A 21,732-nucleotide genomic window follows, 5' to 3' on the forward strand; every position below is an offset into this window, starting at 1 on the left:
GAATTAGCCTCGTGCGCGTAAGACAGCACACTTAGCCGCCTTGGAGCTTAGCCCGGCAGCCTTCAGTGAATTGAAGGCTATTATGGTCTCGCTTCCTAAGGTGCCGGCAAGAGACGCGTTGTCCTGAGTCCGGTTCGCGCAGTAGCGAGGCGTTCCGCGAGTGGTATCACTCATATACCAATGGCCGATCAAGCGGCCATATCAACTCATTTGACAAATGTGTCAATGTCGTCGAGAGCATCTTGAGCCCTTCCAGACAAGGAATCGTCTTTGAGTTTTCTTTCCAGGACGGGGATCACCTTTTCCTTATCAACCTTGGCATACATTCTAGCTACGTGACCGATGCATGTAATACCTAATCCCCTGACATCATCGTTCATCCCGTTCTCAATTGCATCGATGCATTTATCCTGAATCCAGTCTGGGTCATTGATGTTAAAGCACAAATACATGAGTGCATCCATAACCACATTGCCGTCAGAAGATCTCGATAGAAATTCAATTTCTTCCTTACTGTGCTGCACACCCATATTTCCCACCTCTTTACCTTTCCCTTATCCATCTCTCCGGACCTCGGATGACTTCACATACACCAAGGGCCGCAGAAGCGGCCCTTGGTGTTTAGATGTTTTTCTTGATGCGAAACTCCTCCTTCAGCGTTACTTCATCGTCCAAATCTCCGTCTTCGAAGCATCCAACAACCCTGCCACTCAACGCTCCTTGCACCAGATTGTATAAATTCAGCGACTTAAAATTAACGTCCATCCATAGCGATAGATCGCCTTCTTTAAGCAATCTAGCATCATATTCAGCCAAGGCCTGCATCTCCCTGCCCTTCAGCAGGATCTCCTGTGCTTGTACCTTGACACATGCGTCACTCGACTTTAACGAGTCCATTACATGCTGCCCTGAAGCAGCGTTGTCAAAAATCAATCTATATTCGTAGCTCATGATCCGTGCAGCCTCCCTCGAGCAGCTGATAGATCAGCGAGATTCCGGATGCCAATGTGTGTTCCATTCGGATCTAATGACACAAGCCATCGATCATTAACTTTATTTCCGGAATGATCTTCTTTGTGAACGTGCGCATTATTTCCTGACCTATAAGGACAGGCGGGCATCGTAGGCTGGATACTTGGCCGTGCACATATCAGGCCAGCACCCAGGCCTCCCCATCGACATCCATTTTTTTTACTACGCCAACCAACTCCATATTTCGGAGAGCCTCGGCACAATCTCGATAAACATCTACACCATCCTCGATCTCTTTCGTCGTGGAGAGGATATATTCGCAAATCCTATGCGCATCCACCACGCCTCTACTCAAGATGTAGTTATGAATATCAACAACAAGACCATGCTCGCCCTCAAACCTCACGCCCAAGCCATGTCGCCTGTAGTCCCACTTCTCTCCCAACACGTTCACATATCCATGACGAGGCAGATCTGTTAAATATTTCCAATCGATTGCCTTTTCATTTTGCCTAAAAAATTCGTCCTGTATCTTTGATTGCAAAAAAGCGAATCTCCTTACGACTTCCACGAATTCAATATAAGTTAATATTGACATCGATTCACCCTCTCTGCCTTTGCCATGTCGGCCTCTTCCTTGAGTTGAGCAGCTTCCTCCGGAGATACCGTCGTGACATTTACAGGAACCTCTGATATGCCAGCCTTCATTGCGGCTTCAACTCGGTGGTGACCATCGATGATCACAAGCTTTCCGTCACCGACGTCCGCTGCTTCGATTGGCGGAAACGTTCCGAAGCCCCCCTGCGCACGCATCGCAGATGCATATCGCTTGACTTTATTTCCTGTCATTTCACTCGGACCTTGACGTGACTGCAGCCGTCTTGGATTAATCATTGTTGGGCATTGTTTACTCAGCCCAAGTGGATCAATCCATTCCGTAGGATTGGACGCGTACTCGTACGGATTGATCCCACCCGCCAACCCGATCGGGTCTTTGCCAATGAACCGCCCTGCACTCGGATCGTAATACCGATACCGGTTATAGTGCAGCCCCGTCTCCTCATCAACCTGCTGCCCCTGAAACCTCAACGGATTCCGCGGCACGACCCCGGCGGACTTCGACGCCCGAGCGATCACCTCCCGCGCCTCGCCCCACGCCTTGTACGATGCTTCCCACACCACGTCGCCCAGTTCATCGGTCATCAACAGCGGCGTGCCGATCTGGTCACAGTGGTAATGGAACGCGTGCACATCGCCGGCACGCTCCGGCATCCGCTGCAGCGGATCCTCCTCCGGTGTGTATCGGTCCGACTCCGTCAGGACCGGCGTCTCGATCCCTGCGACCGGCACATTCACGTACTGCGCCATCGGCACGAACGACCCCGCCTCGTACACGTAATGCGTACTGCCTTGCGTTTCGCTCTCGTACGCCAGCGCATCGCCATCCCAGCCGAACGTCGTCCGCTCGCCGTCCACCTCCTTGGCAATGCGCCGTCCGAGCGCATCGTAGTAATACCGGGACGCGCTTCTTCGCGACGCTTCCTCCACTCGTGCCGCCCGCAGCCGATTGAACGCATCCCACTCGTAGTGATGCTCACCGGCCGGAGACATTCGATGAACGAGGTTCCCGCGCGCGTCGTACTCGAAATGCTGCCCTGCATACCCCTTCAGCAAGTTTCCGAGTACCTTCGGCACCTCGGGCGGCAACGTGCTTTCCGGACGAACCGGACTCGAGCGTTCAGCAGTACGTGCAGCCTCCGGACGCCCAGGATCGACGATATTGCTTGCCGGATCGAACGCGAACCGCTCCTTGCCTGCCGGCCCGATCGACTCGATCAATCTCCCCACGGGATCGTAGCGATAGTCCGTCAGTCCTCTGCGGCTGTCTTCGATCTGCGTGAGCTGGCCTGCGGCGTCGTAACGGTACCGACGTTCCGCCAACGGTGCGGGCGCATTCGCGCGCTGTGTCGTCCGCTGCAACAATCGCCCGGCCCGGTCATACACGGTACGTTGATCGATCTTGCTCTCAAGCGTTCGCAACGTCTCCCGATGCAGATCATCCCGCTCGATCTGCACCCGTTCCTTGCCGTCCAGCATCATCCCGTGGACATGCCCGGAGCCGTAGGTCAGCCAGTCAACCGTGTGTCCGTCGGGTCGAACCGTTCTGATCCGGTTGCCCAGTTCGTCGTAAGCGTGATGCCACACGAAACTCCGACGCTCGCCAAAGACGTCGTACGCGTGATGCTCACGCACCAGATTGCCTGCCGGATCGAAGAACCGATGGATGCGGCTGTATCGATTGCTCGCCTCGATCAATCGCCCCAAAGGATCGTAAGCGAAGCGTTCTTCTTCGTCCCCGACCGAACGCCCACTGAGCCGACCGCCACGGTCATGAGACATCCGCACGACCTGGCCGGCCTCATCGATCGATTCAAGCCGACTGCTCGCTTCGTCATACGCATAGCGCGTCGCCTTCCCGTCGAAGTCGATCTCTTCGATCAACCTGCCGGCTGCGTCATAACGAAATGCATAAGTCGCGTGATTCGAATCGGTCAGCGCGACAAGACGTCCGAGCCCGTCATAACGGTACGACAACGTCTGTCCAAGTGCATCAGTGCGAATATTGATACGTCCCGCCGCGTCGTAGCCGTAACGCGTCATTCGGCTCAGCGGGTCGGTACGAGTCAGCAGACGTCCCTCCGCGTCGTAGCTCAGTCGCTCGAGCCCAGCCGGCGAATCCAATTCGACCAGCTGACCATTCGCGCCATAGCGGAGTGTTGTCGTACCGCCTGCGGGATCCTTCGTCTCGACCGGCCGTCCCTGTACGTCATACGTCCATTGAGTCGTCTTGCCCGAGCAATCGGTATAGCTCGTCAGCTGTCCGGCATTGTCGTACGTCAACGCCTTCGTGCCGCCCTTCGCGTCCTTGATTCGAGTGACAAGTCCCTTCCCGTCGTATGCAAACTCGGTCTTGCTGCCCAGTGGATCGATCTGCGCAACCACGTTGCCCGCATCGTCGTATTCGCGCAGCCACGGATGCCCCAGCGGATCGGTAACGCGCACGATCTGATTCTTCGCGTCGTACGCCATGTCGATCACGCTGCCGTCAGGGCGCTGATGGCGCACGAAGTTGCCGCGCGCGTCATATTCCATGTGATCGACGGTGCCGTCGCGATGGATGTACTGAACGAGTTTGTCGTTCTCGTCGCGATACATCCACTCCTCGCTTCCGTCCGGATGAATCACGCGGAAGGAATAACCCTTGCTGTCGTAATAGTGATGCGTAACGTTGCCGATCGCATCGGTCACGCTGACCATCCGGAAGTCCGGATGCCATGCGAGGCGCACCTCGTTGCTGCCATCATCCGCATACTCGCGGAAGCATTTTGCCTTCGGGCCGTCGCCGTTCCATTCGAGGTTCACACCGCGGCCGGTACGGTCGGTGTATCGCGTTACAAGGTGGTGACGATAGCGGTATTCGCGACGATTGCCGTAGCGGTCGGTCGCCCCGACCAGATCGTTTTTGTCGTCGTACTCATAGCTTGCAAGCGTGCCGACGTATTCGCCCTGTGCGTCATGATGCGCGATGCCGACGATGCGTCCACGCGCGTCATGACGGAATGCGACCTGGGCTTGTGAAGCAATCAGCCGATACAGCCGGCCCTCGGCATCGTAATCGAGCGTCACCTGGTTACCGGCGCGATCCTTGACGAACGCGAGACGAAATGCGTTGCCTTGTGCTGTGCGCTCGTACGTTTCGAGCAGTGCGTGTCCACGCGTCAGCGTCAACCACTGTTCGTCGAGCCGCAACAGCGTAAGGCCCTCGGAGAGATCATCGTGCGCGTCACCGGCGGCCAACAGCGGATAGTCGAGACTTCTGCCGCTTGCGTCGTGATAGACGAGCTTCGCTTCCCGCACATCGAAACGCACCGTATAGGGTGTCATCCAGCGCGCGCCCAGTTCACCGCGGTCGTCGTTCGCGTCGAAAAACGACCGATAAGCACGCTGCCAGACGATCGGCAACGGTCCGTCGAGCGTGAAATCGTCGTGATTGATCCGCTCGTCGCCGAGCGCAAATCCGATCGAATGCTCGGTGGCGGCCGGCGGCGTCTTGACCGGGAAATTCTCGTGGCAGCAGTTGGGCCCCGGATGCTTCGCGTCAGCGGTTTTTTGCATCGTATCCACCCGCTGCTGCGGCCGCTTCTCTTCAACCTTCGTCGTCCCCTGCTCGTGCACGCCCGTCGAATGCGGCTTCGGATTCCGTTTCCGAAAACTGCGCATGCCATCCTCGCCGATCGTGATCAGCCAGCCGATCTTGCCCGCGTCGTTGCCGTCCAGCTCGCGAATGCGCTTCTGGATCGTCGGAATCCGCTTGTAGATATCGTCCGCGAAAAGCTGCAGCTTCTTCGTCGAGTTCGGGTCGATCAGCTCGCTGGCCGAGGTTGCCATGTTGATCGCGGCCTTCCCTTCGATCTTGCCGACGTCCACGAAGAATCCACCGATGTTGTCGATGATCTTCTTGCCGTCATACGCGACGATCGCCGCGCCAAGCCCTTTCAGATGCGTGCCGGCCGACTGCACGTTGTGTCCGACTTCATACTTCTTCCCCGCCGCATGCGCGAACATGTCGGCGATCGCCTTCATCAGGTCACCGATGAACTTCGCACAATGGTCGAGCACCTCCTTGAGTCCATCGCGCATCACCTTCAGAAACTTCTCGATCTCGCCCGCGTAGCGCTCCTGCACGTTCGTGACGATCGCGGAGATGATCGAATCGCGCAGCACTTGCAATGCGGCCTCGCCGACCGCTTTCCCGCTCTTGACGATTTCCTGCCGAATCATCTTCAGGACCGGGCGCGCGCCCAATCTGAGTTCGGCCGTGGCAGGCGGCAACGGCACGATACCGATGAGATCGAGGCCGAGGTTGACCCAGTCGAACGCATCGATCGGCTTGTCGCCGTGCTCGATCATCGCCTTGATGTCGAGCACCGCATCGACCGCCGCAAAGATGTTCGCGAGAATCGGCACGTTCTGCGCGACCATTTGCAGCCGGCTGACATTGACGACGCCACCGCTGACCTTGATCAGCCATTTGTCGAACACGTCGATGCCGGCTTTTACGTCGGCCTCCGTGATCTTCATGATCGGAGACACGAACACGTCGGTGGGTTTGGGTTGAATGACGCCGGCAGCGGTCATGATGTTTTTATTCCCGGAAAGTTGAACAGGGCGACGCTCAGATCGTCTTGAGTGCAGGTGCGGCACTACGCGCCGATTGCGCGAGGTTGCCGACCTGCTGCGCGGCGGCGCTCAACTGTCCCGCCTGCGACAGCGCGGCCTGCGCACCGGCCGACAGCACGCTGCCGACAGCTTGTTGCGCGATGCCGAGCCCCTGACCTGCGACGGCCTTCGCGAGCGCGGCCCCGCCCTGCGAAGCCGTCCCCGCCAGCCCTGCGAGCGTGCTCGCCGCACCGACCGCACTCGACGCACCGGCCGGCAACATGCCGCCGAGCGCCTTCTGGGCCATGCCCATGCCTTGTGCCGCGGCGGCTTTCGCGAGTGCAGCACCGCCTTGCGTTGCCGCGCCTGCCAGTCCCGCGACCCCGCTCGCGGCTCCACCTGCCGACGGCAGGAACGAACCGAGCTGCGCCTGCGCGGCGGCTTCGGCGCCTGGCGCCGGCGCCGGATTCGGCGGCCACGACTGCACCTTGAACAGACTCGATTCCTGATCCTGCGAGCGCGGATCCTCACCGAACTTCACCTGCACGGCCCCAGGCGGCAGACCACTCACGATCGTGTGCCCGTTGTTGTCGAGTGCGCCTTTCTTCAGCAGGCCGCCATTCGCATCGAACACCGAGAACATGCCGCCCTTCACCGCCTCGCCGTTCCCGTACGTATGCAGCAACTCCAACTGCCCCGGCTGATCCGGCCTTGGGCTCGGCAACGGATACCCCATGCTCGCCGGCCCTGCGAACGTATGTGACGCGCCCTTCACGTCGACCGCCCCCGGCGTATGAATCTCGATGTTCCCGCCGGCGATGCGGATATACCCGCCGCCGCTCGTCAGCAGAATCCCCTGATCGGCCGCGATCTCGATCCGGTCCGTGGCGGACATCACCTTCACCGTTTTCTGCGCGGTCACCTCGACGTTGTCCGCCTGCGCCTGGATCTCGACCTTGCCCTTGGCGGCGAACAGCTTCATCCCCGCGTTCTGCACGAACAGGCTCAGCTTCTGCCCGATGCTCGCCAGCAGCGACTTGCCGGCCGCAACATGCACGCTCTGCCCGCTCGCAATGTTCACGTGATCGTTCGCAACAACGTGCACCGACTGCTGCGTCGACATCCCGATCCCGGACGGGCTACCGAACAGCATCACCGGTTCCTTGAACGCATTCGCATTGCCGGTGCCGCCGCCCGCCGTGCGTCCGCCCGATGCCGCACCCGGCACGCTGTCCTGTGTCGCGTCGGTGAATGCACGCATCGTGTCTTGCGCGTCCTTCAGGCTTTCCGCCTGATGCTGTTCGCTGACGCCCGACATCGCCTCGACGAGGCTCTCCGCATTCACAAGCTGCTGCTGCGTTTCACGCACGTCGAGCGGCTGACTGCTGACGCCCTTCGGGTGCGTCGTCACATACAGCCCCTGGCTCGCCCGCACCGCGCCATACGCATCCGAGCGCAGATCGAACCCGCTGCCGAGATACGACCCGCGCGCATTGCCGTTCTGATCGATGAGGTAGCCGAGATGCAGCAGGCTGTTCGCACTGCTGCTCATCAGCTGCACGCGGTTCTGCCCGGTCGCGTCGTCCATCACGAGCTGGTTGTAGCCGCTACCCGAATACTCCTTCGACCGGTACCCCGACAGGATCCCGTCGCTATGCCACTGCGGCTGGTTCGCGCCGTTGTACACGCGCCCGACCGCGAGCGGCCTGTCGCAATCGCCGCCGACGCAATCGATCAGCACTTCCTCGCCGATCCGCGGCATGTGCACACCGCCATAGCCGCTGCCGCTGTCCGACTGCACGACGCGCACCCAGCACGACGCATTGGCGTCGCCCGGATTCTGGCGGTCCCAGACGAACATCACGCGAATCCGGTTCAGTTCGTCGGTATAGACCTCCTCGCCCTGCGGCCCGACGACGATCGCCGTCTCAAGATGCATCTTCGGCTTGTGATGCTCGAACGGGCTGCGATACGGCACGCTCGCGCGCTGCGCCTCGACCTCGACGAGATAGAAGCCGACCGAGCCGTCGTCGTGCGGCACGCGAAACGCCGGATCGGTGCCGTATCCGGCCTGCGCCTGCGTCAGCGCATCACGCAGGCCGTGCGGGAAATCCGCGCCGCCGCTCGACACCGGCAGGTTGTTCTCGATCCACCACGCCACCTCGATCGCCGCGAACTCGCGCTGATCGGCCGGATCGCGATCGTGCGCGGGATGATCCGACAGCGTGAAGCGCCGCCCCGCATCGATGCCGCGTACGCCACCCGCGCCATGAAAGCGCTTTGCTTCGGACTCCCACGCCTCCATCCGGATCTTCGTCAGATGATCGCCGCGGTCCTGGCCCAGGTACGTGTACGCGCCCGTGTACTCGTAGACCTCGAGCTGGTCGGGCAGCTCGCCCTGGCCAGCCATCGTCGGCAGCATCGTGCCCTTCGGGTTCGACGGCGTCGCCGGGCTCTTGTAGTCGAACGTTCGCGTCGTGCGCGTGACGCTCTGCAGCGTGCGCGTGCCCGACCACTGCGTGAACGCATCCGTCTCGCTCGCGGTTCCCGCGCGATAGAAGCGCACGGTTTCCGGCGACAGCGGCGCAAACGCCTGCAGGTTGTCGGTGATCAACAGCGTGTGCGACTTGCCGTCGTCGGCCTGCTGCCATGCGCAGTAGAGGCCCTCGTCCTCCATCAGCCGATGCATGAAGTGCCAGTCGGTTTCGTGCTGGCGCGTGTACGAACGGTTCGGCAGCGGCTTCGACAGCGCGAAGCGGAAATGCCCTTGCGCCTGCGGATGGCCGTTCAGCACGTCGGTGACGATCTGGTCGACGGTCGTGTCGTTCCAGATCCGCTGGTCGCGGCGGAACCTGAGGAAATGGGTGAAATCGGCAAACACGAGCTGGTAGGTCGTGAGTCCGCCGTCGGCGCCGAGCCGGCGCGCGGTGTGCACGTACCCGTGGACCGGCCGATAGCTGCGATCGGCCTGCTGGATCCATAACGTGACCGGCTGCGCGATCAGTTTTTTAAGTTCCAGATCGCCATCTGTTGCCAGCACGTCCAGCGTGAATTCGTACGCCCGGCCGATGCGCGAGCGGCCGACGGCGCGCTGCACCGTCAGCGTATTCTCGCCGAGCGGCGTATCGAGCTTCAGCAACCGGTCCTGCTGAAGCAAGCCGCCGCGCATGGCGGCAATCAGGTTCTGCATGTTCATATGGCATCGGCCTTTTTTCTTTTAAAGCGCCCTCGGATGGCGCCTCAACACATCCTGCCCGCGCGATTTTACTGACAAATTGCGGCTGAACTCAGACAAATGACCTGATTTAAAAGAACACGATGCCCAACCGCGTCGCAGGCACCGGCTTGCGCGGCGATGGCGAGTTGCACGACCACACTCCGGCAACCGGTCCTTGCCCATTTCAATCAGGGCCAATTCCGCTTCCGGTCGCGCCCGGTTGCGAGTAGTGTCTACAACCTGCCCCGCATTCCGGCTGCCGGAAGCGCGCAGGTTGCGGCATGCATGCCCGCCCGCCGTCGGCCCGCCCGGCTGCCGGCGTCCGGACCACCAGCCGCACCGGGACACCCTCGCTGCCAGACGCTCACACACAAAACAGGAGATGTGCGATGAAACCCAAGAAGTTCCTGCTCTCGGGCCTGCTGCTCGCCTCGGCCCTCGGCTTCACCGCCGTTGCCGCCCACGCGGATGACCTGCTCGACTCGGTAAAAAAGGCCGGCGTGCTCAGGGTCGGCCTGGAAGGCACGTATCCGCCGTTCGACTCCCGTGACAGCTCGGGGCAGCTCGTGGGCTTCGACGTCGACGTCGCGAAGGCCGTCGCGGGCAAGCTCGGCGTGAAGCCGGAGTTCATCCCGACCGAATGGAGCGGCATCATCGCGGGCCTGCAGGCGGGCAAGTTCGACGTGATCGTCAACCAGGTCACGATCACGCCGCAGCGCAAGGAAGCGCTCGATTTCAGCCAGCCGTACACGTACTCCGCCGCGCAGCTGATCCAGCGCAAGGACGACACGCGCGACTTCAAGTCGCTCGAGGAATTCAAGGGGAAGAAGCTCGGCGTGACGCTCGGCACCAACTATGACCAGATGGCGCGCGCCGTGCCCGGCATCGAGGTGCAGACCTATCCGGGCGCGCCGGAGAAGCTGCGCGACCTCGCGGCCGGCCGGATCGAGGCGACGCTCGACGATCGCCTGATGCTGCCGTACATGATCAAGACGTCGAATCTGCCGCTGCGCCCGGGCGCCGTGCTGAACGGCGGCAAGCAGGAAATGGCGATCCCGTTCCGCAAGGGCAACCCGAAGTTCGAGAAGGCGATCAACGACGCGCTGACGTCACTCAAGCAGGACGGCACGCTGAAGAAGATCTCGATGCACTGGTTCGGCAGCGACGTGACGGTGCCGCTCGCGCAGTAATCGCGGCAGGAATCGATTACATCGCCCGACGCGTCAGGCCGTTCGCGCGGACGGCCTGAGCGCGCGTCGCGGGACATCGATCGGTCGATGTCCCTGTTTTTTGATCAGGCGGACAGCGCTTCGACGGGGAACGCCTTCAACGCCGCCGCTGCCTGCGCGTGGCGACCTCACCACGCGCCCTTGCTTCGCTCACGCAGCCTCGTCGAAGCGGGCGATCAGCGCCTGCCCGACCGGCGTCAGCGCCGGACGTGCGGCGACCGGATTCGCGCGAACCTGCGTGTCGTCGACCAGCTGCTTCTCGACGAGCACGATATAGGCCGGGTTGGATAGGTCGACGCTGTCCGGCGTACGCGCAATGCGCAACAGCATCGAGAATTCATGCGGACTCAGCATGGTCCTGTCTCCCTGGTCTCCGACGGTTCGTCACGAGCCGTCGTCGATCCCTTTCTTGAATGAAATGTCGCGCATGCGCAGTCAGCGCATCTGTCGCGCGCAAGATAGCGGCGATCCGCTCGGAATGGACGCAGCATCGCCGCACCTCGGATCGCCCGCCGTCGCACGGAAACGTTCCCGGCCGGCTCGGTCCGGGACAGTCCGTTCGCGGGCACGTATGACCTGCCGCGGCGACGGGAACGCAAACCATATTGGGTGATCGTGACGCTCGCGTGACAACCAAAATGGGGCGCAGCCACACCCGCCGCGCCATGCACGGAACGCGCAACGACACGGTCCGGCGCTCAGCGCGTTCGGTCGTCGCCGTCGATTTCGTCCTGTTCGAGAATCTCGAGCACGCGCGCGGCTTTGCCGTGCAGCTCGTGCTCCAGCCTGCCTTCCAGGCGGTCGTCCGCCCGGAGCCATGTGTAGGCATCCAGCACTTCGTTGCTGGTCGGGCGGACATCGAGGATTTGCGCAATGACGTCGTCTTCGATCGGACCGACGATCGCGCGGATCTCGCTCGCCGTGACGAAGGGGCCTGCGGAATGGTGCGTGACTGGCATGATGACGCCCCCATTGAAGAAGCGCGCGGCTTGGCCGTCGCCGGGAACCCGAGAGGTTGCGGGCGATGCGGGCGAACGGCCTGCCGCGCTCACGCGGCAGCCGAAGCCGGAGCCTGGCCGCCGTTGCACGACACCGTGTCAGGATACGCCTTTGCGGCGGCGATGCACGCCGCCGGTGGCCAACGAATGCGTCAGGCCTTGATACGGGTCGACCACGTATCCCCGGCCGGCTCGCCGCTCGCCAGTGCGCGATAGCAATCAGGCCGCCGGTCGCGAAACACGCCCCACGCGCGGCGCTTCGCCGCAAGCGCATCGAGATCGAAATCGGCCGTCACGATCGCCTCGCCGTCGCGATCGCATTCGACGATCTTCTCGCCGTCCGGGCCCGCGATAAACGAGCTCCCATAGAACGTGATCGCGCCGGATTCCCCGCGCTCGACGCCGATCCGGTTGCTCGCGACGAGCGGCATCACGTTCGCGGCCGCATGCCCGCGCTGCGTGTTCTGCCAGTGCACGCGCGAATCGATCGCCGGATCGTGCGGCTCGCTGCCGATCGCGGTCGGATACAGCAGGATCTCCGCACCCGCCAGCGCCATCGCGCGCGCGCATTCCGGAAACCATTGATCCCAGCAGATGCCGACGCCGATCCGGCCGTACGCGGTCTCCCATACGCGGAAACCCGTGTCGCCCGGCGTGAAGTAATACTTCTCCGAGTAGCCGGGGCCGTCCGGAATGTGCGTCTTGCGATAGAGCCCGAGCGCGCGGCCGTCCGCGTCGAACACGACGAGCGAATTGAATTGCGTCTGGCCGGCCCGCTCGAAGAAGCTCACCGGCAGCACGACGCCGAGTTCGCGCGCGAGCGACGCGAAGCGGCCGAGCCACGGATGGCCGTCGTACGGCTTCGCCAGCGCGAAATGCGCGGGATTCTGGTCGATGCAGAAATACGGCGTCTCGAACAGCTCCTGCAGCAGCACGATCTGCGCGCCGCGTGCGGCCGCGTCGCGCACCATCCGTTCCGCTTTTGCGAGGTTCGCATCGATATCCCAGCCGCACGCCATTTGCGTCGCGGCCACTCTCACGTTTCTCATCCCGTTCTCCTCAAGATCGTTGAAATGCTGCCGGCCAGAACGGCGCCGCGCGCGGTCGCGACCGCTTGGCGCTGCGCCGCGGCGAGCGTTGCGAGTGCGACGACGATCCATGCGATTCGCTTCATCGGTCTCTCTCTTTTGACGATTCCCCGGCCGGGATGCGGGCCGCTCGACTGCCGCGCTGGCCTGTAGCTCACTTGTGATCGTAAGTAGAGAAAAAAATCGATTCGTGGTCTTATTACGCACACTACCTGTGCCTTTGAGGAAAGAATGCGTCGGATCGATCTGCTTTCCGCCTTGGAGACGTTCGTATGCGCGGTCGAGGAAGGCAGCCTCAGCCAGGCGGCGCGCAAGCTCGCGAAAACCCCGTCGGCGGTCACGAAGGCGATCGCCGGGCTCGAAGAGACGCTCGGCGTGCAGCTGCTCGAGCGCACGACGCGACGCCTCGTGCTGACGGAAGGCGGGCGGCTTTATCTCGCGACCGCGACCGACGTGCTGCGGCGTCTCGCAGACGGCGCGCGGCAATTGTCCGACCATGACGACGAGCCGCGCGGCCTGCTGCGCGTGACGGCTGCGCATTCGTTCGGGCACGCGATCCTCGCGCCGCTGTGTGCACCGTTCGCGCAGGTGTTTCCGCATGTGCAGTTCGAACTGTCGCTGTCGGACCATTACGTCGACATCGTCGGCGAAGGCTTCGACGTCGCGCTCCGGATGGGCAACTACGATCTGCCGAATCAGATCGTCAGGCCGATCGGGTCGAATCGCAGCCTGCTGTGCGCGAGCCCCGCGTATCTCGCGCGGCGCGGCAGGCCGATGGTGCCCGACGAACTGGCGCAGCACGATTGCGTGATCTATCGGCATCCGACGCTCGCGAGCACGTGGACATTCGCGCGCGACGGCGAGCGCCAACGGATCGAGCCGAAGGGTCCGATCGTCACCGACAGCTACGATCTCGCACTGACTGCCACGCTCGATGGCGGCGGCGTGCTGCCGTGTCCGCAATGGAGCGTCGTCGATGCGCTGGAATCGGGGCGGCTCGTGCCGCTGCTGACCGCGTGGCGGTTCGAGAGCGCGTCGTTCGGCGAGGACCGGATCTGCGCCGCCTATCCGGCAAGCCGGCGCGGGTCGCCGAAGATTCACCGGTTGATCGAGCGCGTCGAAGCGAAGCTGGCGGAGTGCGAAGCGCGGGTGGCGCGGGTGGCGCGGGTGTTGGGAGAAACGGTGGGCGCGGATCGTGCGGCGCGGTGAGGCGCACCGCTGGCGGTCGACGTCCGCTTCAACGCGCGATCGCGTACCCGCTCCCGTCAAATGCAGGCATCAACGTCAATCGACCGTGTAACGCGCACCTTCGTCCAGCGAGCCGTTCGCATGCCGAAGACACCGCACGACCACGTTGAGCGCGCGCCCCAGCGGCATGCCGACGAGCGCGCCCCGGATTGCGAACGACAGCATGACGAAGTCACTTGTCTGCGCCCACGGTTGCCCGGAGTCGACGCCGTAATGCATGCAGGTTTCGGCGGCAAACGTCAGCATCAGCGTGACCAGCAGGCTCGCGTCGCCGGGCAGGCGCACGCGCAGCCCCGACGCCCCGTCGAGATACTGCAGCCGCCAGCGGCGCGCATGCAGCCAGCCCACCGCCGCGCCGGCCGCGAGCATCGCCAGCGCGATCGCATTGGCGTCGCTCCCGGCGTGCGGGAACAGCCGGTTCAGGCTGAAAAGACCCAGCATCGCGAATACGACCGGCGTCAGAAGCGGGCGCGTCGCTGGCACCTCGCGCGGAAAGCAGCGCTTGACGCCGATGTAAAGCAGCACGCAGAACAGCACATAGACGTAGCTCTTGAGGTGAAGGATCGGGTTCATGGCCGGTAGCGCGTCGGTTGGGTTGGACATGGCGCCACGGTAGTGCCGTGTGGCCATGCACAGGGGCGCTTGCGACGGGATACCGGTTTTCGCGGACGAATGGCGGTGCGGGCCGATGGATGTGTTGCCGACCGGGCGGCCGGGGCCCCGGCCGCGAGCCGATCCGCCGATCTGTCGATACACCGACGCGCCGAACGATCAGTGAAACGACGCCGGCGTTCCTCCGGATTGGCTCAACGGGACGCGAATGCGGAGACCATCTGTTAGGAGACGAACTCGCACCGGCAATCGTCGCGTTGCACTTCGCTCCATGCCCCCGCGTATCCAGGGTCCGGGCGTTCCACTACACTCGTGAGCAGACGCCACCAGCCGTCGGCCGATCGCGCTGTTCGTCGGCCCCCGATGCCGTCCATCGCATCGCACACCGGTTCGACGAGTCTGAAGCTAGGGTTGAGACATGCGCACTCGTGCGCGTCCACGCTCATTCGACACCATGCAAGTCAGGCCTTTCTCTTTTTTCCACATGCGGGAGCCCGGCCGCGATATGCGTCGGCTGCTGCGCGACATCCGGTCGCTGCTCGGGCTCGCGTGCTTCAACAGCGTCGTCGGGCTCGGCTTCTGGATCGGCCACAGCGGCGAGGCCGTCCTTCCGTACCTCGTCGTCGCGAATGCGATCGGCTTCTGCGCGGTGCTGCTCAGCGTCGGCCTCGACCACCTGACGCGGCGCAAGTACGGACTTGCGCTGAAGGTATTCGTGCTCGCGCCGCTGAGCGTGCTCATCGGTTTCGAAATCGCCGCGTCGACGCTCGGCGGACACATCCCGCATCTGTTCGCACCCGCCAGTGCCGCGGCATGGAAGAACTACGGGCTGTCGTTCGTCGTCGCGGGCGTCACGTTCGCGTGCGTGTCGCTGTACATGCAGGCCGCACGGATGCGCGCGACGCTCGAAACCGAGCGCCGCGAGGCCGCCGAGGCCCGCCAGGCGGAAACCGCGGCACGGCTCGCGCTGTTGCAGGCGCAGATCGAGCCGCATTTCCTGTTCAATACGCTCGCGAACGTACAGAGCCTGATCGAGCGCGATCCGGCGCGCGCGTCGACGATGCTCGACAGCCTGAACCGGTATCTGCGCGCGAGCCTGAGCCGCACGCGGCAGGCGACGTCGACGCTCGACGACGAGCTCGAACTCGTCGAAGCGCTGCTGAAGATCGCGTCGATCCGGCTCGGCGAGCGGCTCGCGTATTCGATCGACGTGCCGGCCGAATTGCGTGCGCTGCCGTTCTCGCCGCTGCTGCTGCAGCCGCTCGTCGAAAATGCGTTGCTGCACGGGATCGAGCCGTCGATCGACGGCGGTGCGATCCACATTCGCGGGCGGCGTCGCGACGACCTGCTCGAGCTGAGCGTGCTCGACACGGGCGTCGGTCTCGGCCACGGCGACACCCGCCTGCACGCCGGCGTCGGACTCGCGAACGTCGCCGCGCGCGTGCGGGCGCTGCACGGCGAGCGCGGCCGCGTGAGCGTCGCGACGAATGCCGAGGCCGCGCATGGCGTGGCCGCCACCTTGCTGATCCCGATCGACTGACATGCCGACCGCCCTCATCGCCGACGACGAACCGAACCTGTCCGCGCAACTCGCCGAACGGCTGGGCCAGCTATGGCCCGAGCTGGAGATCGTCGCGATGCCGCGCAATGGCGTCGACGCGCTGGCCGCGCTCAACGCGTCGCGTCCGGACTTCGCGTTCCTCGACATCCGGATGCCGGGGATCGACGGGTTGAAGCTCGCCGGCCTCGTGCCCGACGTGCATGTGGTGTTCGTCACCGCGTACGACGAGTACGCGGTCGACGCGTTCGATCGTGCGGCAATCGACTACCTGCTGAAGCCCGTGACGGATGAGCGCCTGCTGCGCTGCATTGCGAAGCTGCAGCGCGGTGGGGCTGCACCGGCGCGCGCCGGTGCGCCTGAGCATGCGTGCATGTCGACGGAGGCGGCGCCGATCCGCTGGCTGACGGTAGGCGTGAAGGACACGACGCGGCTCGTGTCGATCGACGACGTGCTGTACTTCCAGGCGCTCGACAAGTACACGGAAGTCGTGACAGCCGGTGAGCGGCATGTGATCCGCACGCCGCTGAAGGAACTCCTGCAACGGCTCGATCCCGCGCGCTTCGCGCAGGTGCACCGCGGCGTGATCGTCGCGTACGCGGCAATCGATCGCGTCGAGCGGGATCTGCTTGGGCGGCTTCGCATTCACGTGAGGGGGCAACAGAACGTGTTGCCGGTGAGTCGGGCTTATGCGGGGCTGTTCAGGCAGATGTGACGTGAGCGTGGTCGAAGATCGCGCATATTGCCGCCCGCGAAAGGCGTCAGTAACAATGGCGGCCAAAGATCGTTACGCAGCGATCACTCGTCATTGCGCAATCCCATTCGGGATTTTCTTTACGAAAATTAGAATTGAAATTCTATACGCTCCGGATAACTCCGCGCCATAAGACACACGATACCTAATCGCCACATGCAGAAAGCATAACGCTTGTCAGCTTTGGCATTCGCCCATTTCCAGCGACGTTGCCTTGCAAAATTCCGACGATTTATTTTCGCGTCAGCAAGAAATTACTTATTGAATTAACGACTCTTCAGTAATACATTCCGGAGCCGATATAGCGGCGAGTGATCATTTGGCACGCCACTCGTGGTACGCACGCATCCGTCGAACAAGCATGACAAGTTGCTCATGACCGGATGCCCAAAGCGGCGTGTCGGCTGCTCATTCGGGTTTCGATCGAAACCCGTCACTTCAACCGGAACAACAATATGAAGAAGAAAGACTCCTCGGGGATCGCACGGCTTACGCTGTGCATAGCCGCTTCCGCCGTGCTCGCCGCATGCGGCGGCGGCGGAGGCGATAGCGGATCGAGCTCCGGCTCGTCCAACTCATCCGGCAATTCGAGCACCACGGCCGCAAGCACGATGAGCGGCACGGTCGCGATCGGCAACGCGCTCGTAGGCGCGCCGGTCACGGTGATGGACGCCACCGGCAAAACGGCAACAGTCACGTCGGGCAACAACGGCACGTACAGCGTGTCGATCAGCGGCCTTACGGCACCCTTCGTGATTACCGCCACCGATCCGTCGGGCGCGTCCGGAACGCTGTATTCGGTCGTTGCCAGCACGGCGACGAGCAATGGCGCGCCGGTGACGGCCAACGTCACCCCGCTGACGACCGCGGTCGCAGCGCTGCTCACGTCGAGCGGCAACCCGCTCACGCTGACGCAATCGGGCGGTCTGACTGCCGTCACGTCGTCGTCCGTGTCGACGGCAATCGCCACGCTCGACCAGGCGCTCGCGCCGATCCTGAATGCAAACGGCCTGTCCGCCACGTCGTTCGACCCCGTCGGGGGCGCCTTCACGCCGAACCAGAGCGGCGCTGACGCCGTGATCGACGCGGTCGCAGTCGCGCCGTCGGCCAAAGGCACGGGTCTGCAGATCACGAGCCTGGCCGATCCGGACACGCCGATTGCGTTGAACAAGGGCACGACGGCCCCGGCACCGCTGTCTGCCCCGTTGCAGTCCGCAAACTATCTGGCGACGCTCGTCTCGCAACTCGGCCAGTGCATGAACGCGATGCAGGCTACGCCGGGCGCGACCAACGCGGCGTGCTCGTCGGCCATCGACACGAGTTACCTGAACGACGGCTACAAGAGCTTCGGCACGCGCCACACGCTGTTCACGAAGGGAACGACGCTGCAAGGCGTGAAGACCGTGGCGTTCCTGCCGGCGGGCACGCTGCCTGCGATCAGCAATCCGGCCGCGCTGGTGTACTTCCTCATCACGGAGGCCGACGGCACGCCGAACTTCGCCAGCGACATCGTGCAGAAACTTCCGAACGGAACCTGGGACATCATCGGCAACCAGGCGCAATACGACATCTACATTGCGTCGTTCGTCGGCCGCACGCAGTTCACCAATTCGGCGGACGCCGGCAACGGCCGTTTCGAATCCGGCCTGAACATCCAGATTCCGGTGAACATGAACGTCAACGGCCTGACCCAGTACGTCGGATCGGCGCTCGTGACGGGTCCCGGACTGCCCGCAAACGGGATCTACATGCTCAGTCCGCATGCCGGCATCGGACCTTACCTGACGTTCCCGCTCAAGGCCGTCACGGCGCCGCCCGCCTACTCGTCGTCCAGCATGCCCTCGTGGCCGGACGTCGGCATGAGCACGCTGTACAAGTGGTCGTGGGCATCGCTGTCCGGCGGCGCCAGCTCGTTCACGCCAGCCACGCCGGACTACACCGCGGCACCGGTCGACGTATCGACCATCCGGCAGCACGGCGTGTACACGATCACGTTGTTCGATTCCGCCGGTCAGCAGATCGGTACGCCGCAGAAGGTGCTCAACATCGCGTCGAACATGAATGCCGCGGCCGGGACGACCGTTCCGTGGCAGACGCTGGGCAGCGACGTGATCGCGAACCTGCTGACGGCCGGCGGCTCGGGTACGTCGACCACTTCGTCGATGACGATGCCGACGGTCAATATCGACTGGACGGTGCCGACGGCCAGCCTCGCCTATCCGAATCCGTGGGTTGCGATCAATTCACAGGGCGCCGGGGCGTTCACGAATGGCGTCCAGACGTATCAGGCGCAGCCGTACGACGTGATGAACTGGGCCACGCCGAAGGTCAACGGGACGACGTACTCGAGCACGTTGAGCGGCTTCGTCGCTCAGCTGACCTCGACGGCCAACGTCAGCGCGGAATCGGCGGTTCAGGTCCAGCTCGGCTGGCAGGCGGGTGGCGATTACTACATCAACACCTGGCAGTACAACAACTGATCGCTACGCAGGGCTGCGGATCCCGAAGGCCTCGGGATCGACGCCCGGCGTAAGCGCGCAGTCAATAGGGACGCCGCGAGGAATCGCGGCGTCCCTTTTTCGTTGGTAGCGTCGGCGGATACGGCGCTCATCGCATCGAGCGCGATCTGCCCGGCAGGCTCCGCACTCGTATGCCGGGGCCGGGAACGTGCTGCCGGTCGGTCGGGCTTATAGGGCATGTTCGCGCAGATTCGACGCGCAATGTGTATGCCGGAGGTCATCGAACCGGATACCTCACGGTGTCCAGTACGTGGCGCAATGCAAAGTCCACCCGCGCCACGCAGCAAGCAATCATGTCCCGCGAAACCACCGCTCAGGCAGCCTGCAGCTTCGACCCACGCCCCTCCGCCAGCTTGAACTCGCCGACCGTCTGGGCGAGCTTCCCCGCCTGTTCGCGCAGGAGCGTCGCGGCGGCCGCCGACTGCTCGACGAGCGCCGCATTCTGCTGCGTCGCGTGATCGAGCTGCGACACCGCCTGATTCACTTGCGCGAGCCCCGTGCTCTGCTCCGTTGCGGCGACGTTGATTTCGGCGATGACGCTCGTGATGTTGCGCACGCCCTCGACGATTTCGTCCATCGTCGCGCCGGCGGTCTGCACGAGCCCGGAGCCGCCCTCGATCCTTTCGACCGACGAGTGGATCAGCTGCTTGATCTCCTTGGCTGCTTGCGCGCTACGCTGCGCGAGCGCGCGCACCTCGCCCGCGACGACGGCGAAGCCGCGCCCGTGCTCGTTCGCACGGGCGGCCTCGACCGCGGCATTGAGCGCGAGGATGTTGGTCTGGAACGCGATGCCGTCGATCACGCCGATGATGTTGGCGATCTCGGTCGATGCCTGCGTGATGTCGTTCATCGTCGAGACGACCTCGCTGACGACCGCGCCGCCGCGCACCGCGACGCCCGACGCCGATTCCGCGAGCCGGCTCACCTGGGTCACTGCGTCGGCCGAGTTGCGGGCCGTGCCGGCGATTTCCTCGAGCGCGGCCGCCGTCTCCTGGAGGCTCGACGCGGCGTGTTCGGTACGGCTCGACAGGTCCTGGTTGCCCTGCGCGATCTCGGCGCTGGCGACGTTGACGGATTCGCTGAACTCGCGGATCTGCAACAGGATCGTGCTGATTTTCTCGGCGAACAGGTTGAACGCATGGGCGATCTGCGCGGCTTCGTCCTCGCCTTCGGCGGGCAGGCGCTTCGTGAGATCGCCGCTGCCGCTGGCGACATCGGTGAGCGCGTCGCGCACCAGCAGGATGCGCTTGAAGGCCGCGTTCGTCAGCGCGCCCACCAGCGCCGCCGCGATGACGGCGACGATCAGGATCGCGGCAAGCGTCGTCGTCGCGACGGCGCGCATGCCGGCCGTGACGTCGAACTTGTCGAGCGCGAGCACGAGCGACCAGTCGGTGCCGGCGATCGGCTGGGCGCGCAGCAGCTTGGTCGCGCCGTCGATGTCGATGGCCACGGGCTCGGACGCCGTTTTCAGCGCGTCGAGGTGCTCGGGATCCAGCGCGGACGACAGCTCGGTCGCCGGCTTCATGATCAGGTCGGTTTTCGCTGAGGCGATCACACGCCCGCTCTTGTCGACCAGAAACGCGAAGCTCGCCGGCGTCGGGTGCACGGCGGTGACGATCGCGCTCACGCTCTGCATGAAGAGGCTGGCGGCCATGACGCCCTTGACGGCGCCGTCGCGCACGATGGGCACCGCGAACGCGACGGCCGGCTTGCCGGTTGACGCGTCGCGGTAAAGCGCCGTCACGACCAGATGACCGGCGTCGATCGCCTGCTTATACCAGGGGCGCGCGGTCGGGTCGTAGCCGGGCGAGAGCGGGACGTTCGAGACGGCCGTCTTGTCCGGCAGGCCGAGCGTCAGCACCTCGAAGCCGCCCGACTTGCCGAGCAGCTTCAGCGCCGGCAGCGGATCGCCTTCGCCGATCGCGATCGTGTCCGCCAGCGCCTGCGTTTCCCTGCTCCGGCTCGCGACCCACTCGTCGATCGCAAGTGCGTGTCCGTTGAGGATCGACTTGTGGTTCTGGTCGATGGCCTCGTCGTTGTGGTTCTTGACGACGTAGTAGACAAGGCCGCCCGTGGTGGCCAGCGCCGTGACCACGATGGCGACGCAGGTCGCCAGTATCCGTGCGCGAATCGATGACAGCATGATGACGTCGGTCTCCGTTGCCGCGTGAGTTGGATTAGGTCGCCGAACTGACAGGCAACGGCAGGTTTAACGACATCTGATGGGGGAACTTAAGGCCTGACTGGTCAGGCCGGGGTGGGTGGTGGGCTGAGGGGGAGGCTGCCGCGCTTGGGTGACGGGTTGTCCGGATCCGGA

Annotated in this window: 17 protein-coding genes; 5 read left to right on the plus strand and 12 right to left on the minus strand. The window is 63.5% G+C overall.

All coding sequences use genetic code 11. The features are described 5' to 3' along the window. Positions 1-206 precede the first annotated feature (206 nt). The 5 genes from ACV229_RS27840 to ACV229_RS27860 form a co-directional block, all read right to left on the minus strand. Complete coding sequence (locus ACV229_RS27840) at positions 207-530, minus strand: hypothetical protein (protein ID WP_448086329.1); 324 nt, start codon at positions 528-530, stop codon at positions 207-209. 91 nt (positions 531-621) lie between these two features. Then, positions 622-951 carry a hypothetical protein gene (locus tag ACV229_RS27845; protein ID WP_448086330.1) on the minus strand — a complete coding sequence of 110 codons (330 nt, stop codon included), beginning with the start codon at positions 949-951 and terminating at the stop codon, positions 622-624. Between the two features lie 199 nt (positions 952-1,150). After that, a complete protein-coding gene (locus ACV229_RS27850; RefSeq protein ID WP_448086331.1) occupies positions 1,151-1,516 on the minus strand; it encodes a DUF6896 domain-containing protein in 366 nt (121 codons plus the stop codon). Positions 1,517-1,557: 41 nt separating this feature from the next. Continuing rightward, positions 1,558-6,171 (minus strand): RHS repeat-associated core domain-containing protein, encoded by a 4,614-nt coding sequence (locus ACV229_RS27855; RefSeq protein ID WP_448086332.1) that lies wholly within the window; start codon positions 6,169-6,171, stop codon positions 1,558-1,560. Between the two features lie 37 nt (positions 6,172-6,208). Beyond that, positions 6,209-9,388, minus strand: a complete 3,180-nt coding sequence (locus ACV229_RS27860; RefSeq protein WP_448086333.1) for a type VI secretion system Vgr family protein — start codon at positions 9,386-9,388, stop codon at positions 6,209-6,211. Positions 9,389-9,798: 410 nt separating this feature from the next. Here ACV229_RS27860 and ACV229_RS27865 point away from each other — a divergent pair, with 410 nt between their 5' ends. Then, positions 9,799-10,599 carry a transporter substrate-binding domain-containing protein gene (locus ACV229_RS27865; RefSeq protein ID WP_448086334.1) on the plus strand — a complete coding sequence of 267 codons (801 nt, stop codon included), beginning with the start codon at positions 9,799-9,801 and terminating at the stop codon, positions 10,597-10,599. Between the two features lie 189 nt (positions 10,600-10,788). Here ACV229_RS27865 and ACV229_RS27870 read toward each other — a convergent pair whose 3' ends face one another. The 4 genes from ACV229_RS27870 to ACV229_RS27885 all read right to left on the minus strand — a co-directional run bounded on the left by ACV229_RS27870 (position 10,789) and on the right by ACV229_RS27885 (position 12,810). Beyond that, positions 10,789-10,992, minus strand: a complete 204-nt coding sequence (locus tag ACV229_RS27870; protein ID WP_448086335.1) for a hypothetical protein — start codon at positions 10,990-10,992, stop codon at positions 10,789-10,791. Between the two features lie 344 nt (positions 10,993-11,336). After that, positions 11,337-11,597, minus strand: coding sequence for a hypothetical protein (locus tag ACV229_RS27875; RefSeq protein WP_448086336.1), 261 nt, complete (start codon positions 11,595-11,597; stop codon positions 11,337-11,339). A gap of 191 nt (positions 11,598-11,788) precedes the next feature. After that, positions 11,789-12,685: an N-carbamoylputrescine amidase gene (gene aguB / locus ACV229_RS27880; RefSeq protein ID WP_448086337.1), complete on the minus strand. Its 897-nt coding sequence runs from the start codon at positions 12,683-12,685 to the stop codon at positions 11,789-11,791. After that, positions 12,682-12,810: a hypothetical protein gene (locus ACV229_RS27885; protein ID WP_448086338.1), complete on the minus strand. Its 129-nt coding sequence runs from the start codon at positions 12,808-12,810 to the stop codon at positions 12,682-12,684. The genes aguB and ACV229_RS27885 overlap by 4 nt, the downstream gene beginning before the upstream one ends. A 145-nt stretch (positions 12,811-12,955) precedes the next feature. On the opposite strand from ACV229_RS27885, the gene ACV229_RS27890 reads away from it, so the two are divergent. Continuing rightward, positions 12,956-13,933, plus strand: a complete 978-nt coding sequence (locus tag ACV229_RS27890; RefSeq protein WP_448086339.1) for a LysR family transcriptional regulator — start codon at positions 12,956-12,958, stop codon at positions 13,931-13,933. Positions 13,934-14,008: 75 nt separating this feature from the next. Here ACV229_RS27890 and ACV229_RS27895 read toward each other — a convergent pair whose 3' ends face one another. Then, entirely contained in the window at positions 14,009-14,545 is a 537-nt protein-coding gene (locus ACV229_RS27895; RefSeq protein ID WP_448086424.1) for a hypothetical protein, read from the minus strand. Between the two features lie 556 nt (positions 14,546-15,101). Here ACV229_RS27895 and ACV229_RS27900 point away from each other — a divergent pair. Further along, positions 15,102-16,124, plus strand: coding sequence for a sensor histidine kinase (locus ACV229_RS27900; protein WP_448086425.1), 1,023 nt, complete (start codon positions 15,102-15,104; stop codon positions 16,122-16,124). A gap of 1 nt (position 16,125) precedes the next feature. Further along, positions 16,126-16,857 (plus strand): LytR/AlgR family response regulator transcription factor, encoded by a 732-nt coding sequence (locus tag ACV229_RS27905; RefSeq protein WP_448086340.1) that lies wholly within the window; start codon positions 16,126-16,128, stop codon positions 16,855-16,857. Between the two features lie 472 nt (positions 16,858-17,329). Here ACV229_RS27905 and ACV229_RS27910 read toward each other — a convergent pair whose 3' ends face one another. After that, complete coding sequence (locus ACV229_RS27910; protein ID WP_448086341.1) at positions 17,330-17,743, minus strand: hypothetical protein; 414 nt, start codon at positions 17,741-17,743, stop codon at positions 17,330-17,332. Here ACV229_RS27910 and ACV229_RS27915 point away from each other — a divergent pair. Continuing rightward, complete coding sequence (locus ACV229_RS27915) at positions 17,733-19,376, plus strand: cell wall anchor protein (protein WP_448086342.1); 1,644 nt, start codon at positions 17,733-17,735, stop codon at positions 19,374-19,376. The genes ACV229_RS27910 and ACV229_RS27915 overlap by 11 nt on opposite strands. Before the next feature lie 352 nt (positions 19,377-19,728). On the opposite strand, the gene ACV229_RS27920 is transcribed toward ACV229_RS27915, so the two are convergent. Next, complete coding sequence (locus ACV229_RS27920; RefSeq protein ID WP_448086343.1) at positions 19,729-21,558, minus strand: methyl-accepting chemotaxis protein; 1,830 nt, start codon at positions 21,556-21,558, stop codon at positions 19,729-19,731. Positions 21,559-21,732 lie beyond the last annotated feature (174 nt).

Source organism: Burkholderia sp. MR1-5-21, assembly GCF_053427715.1.

Bases quoted from the DNA above. Each gene is read 5' to 3' on its own strand.
- ACV229_RS27840 (WP_448086329.1), bottom strand. From the start codon at position 530: ATGGGTGTGCAGCACAGTAAGGAAGAAATTGAATTTCTATCGAGATCT.
- ACV229_RS27845 (WP_448086330.1), bottom strand. From the start codon at position 951: ATGAGCTACGAATATAGATTGATTTTTGACAACGCTGCTTCAGGGCAG.
- ACV229_RS27855 (WP_448086332.1), bottom strand. From the start codon at position 6,171: ATGACCGCTGCCGGCGTCATTCAACCCAAACCCACCGACGTGTTCGTG.
- ACV229_RS27860 (WP_448086333.1), bottom strand. From the start codon at position 9,388: ATGAACATGCAGAACCTGATTGCCGCCATGCGCGGCGGCTTGCTTCAG.
- ACV229_RS27865 (WP_448086334.1), top strand. From the start codon at position 9,799: ATGAAACCCAAGAAGTTCCTGCTCTCGGGCCTGCTGCTCGCCTCGGCC.
- ACV229_RS27870 (WP_448086335.1), bottom strand. From the start codon at position 10,992: ATGCTGAGTCCGCATGAATTCTCGATGCTGTTGCGCATTGCGCGTACG.
- ACV229_RS27875 (WP_448086336.1), bottom strand. From the start codon at position 11,597: ATGCCAGTCACGCACCATTCCGCAGGCCCCTTCGTCACGGCGAGCGAG.
- aguB (WP_448086337.1), bottom strand. From the start codon at position 12,685: ATGAGAAACGTGAGAGTGGCCGCGACGCAAATGGCGTGCGGCTGGGAT.
- ACV229_RS27885 (WP_448086338.1), bottom strand. From the start codon at position 12,810: ATGAAGCGAATCGCATGGATCGTCGTCGCACTCGCAACGCTCGCCGCG.
- ACV229_RS27890 (WP_448086339.1), top strand. From the start codon at position 12,956: ATGCGTCGGATCGATCTGCTTTCCGCCTTGGAGACGTTCGTATGCGCG.
- ACV229_RS27895 (WP_448086424.1), bottom strand. From the start codon at position 14,545: ATGAACCCGATCCTTCACCTCAAGAGCTACGTCTATGTGCTGTTCTGC.
- ACV229_RS27905 (WP_448086340.1), top strand. From the start codon at position 16,126: ATGCCGACCGCCCTCATCGCCGACGACGAACCGAACCTGTCCGCGCAA.
- ACV229_RS27920 (WP_448086343.1), bottom strand. From the start codon at position 21,558: ATGCTGTCATCGATTCGCGCACGGATACTGGCGACCTGCGTCGCCATC.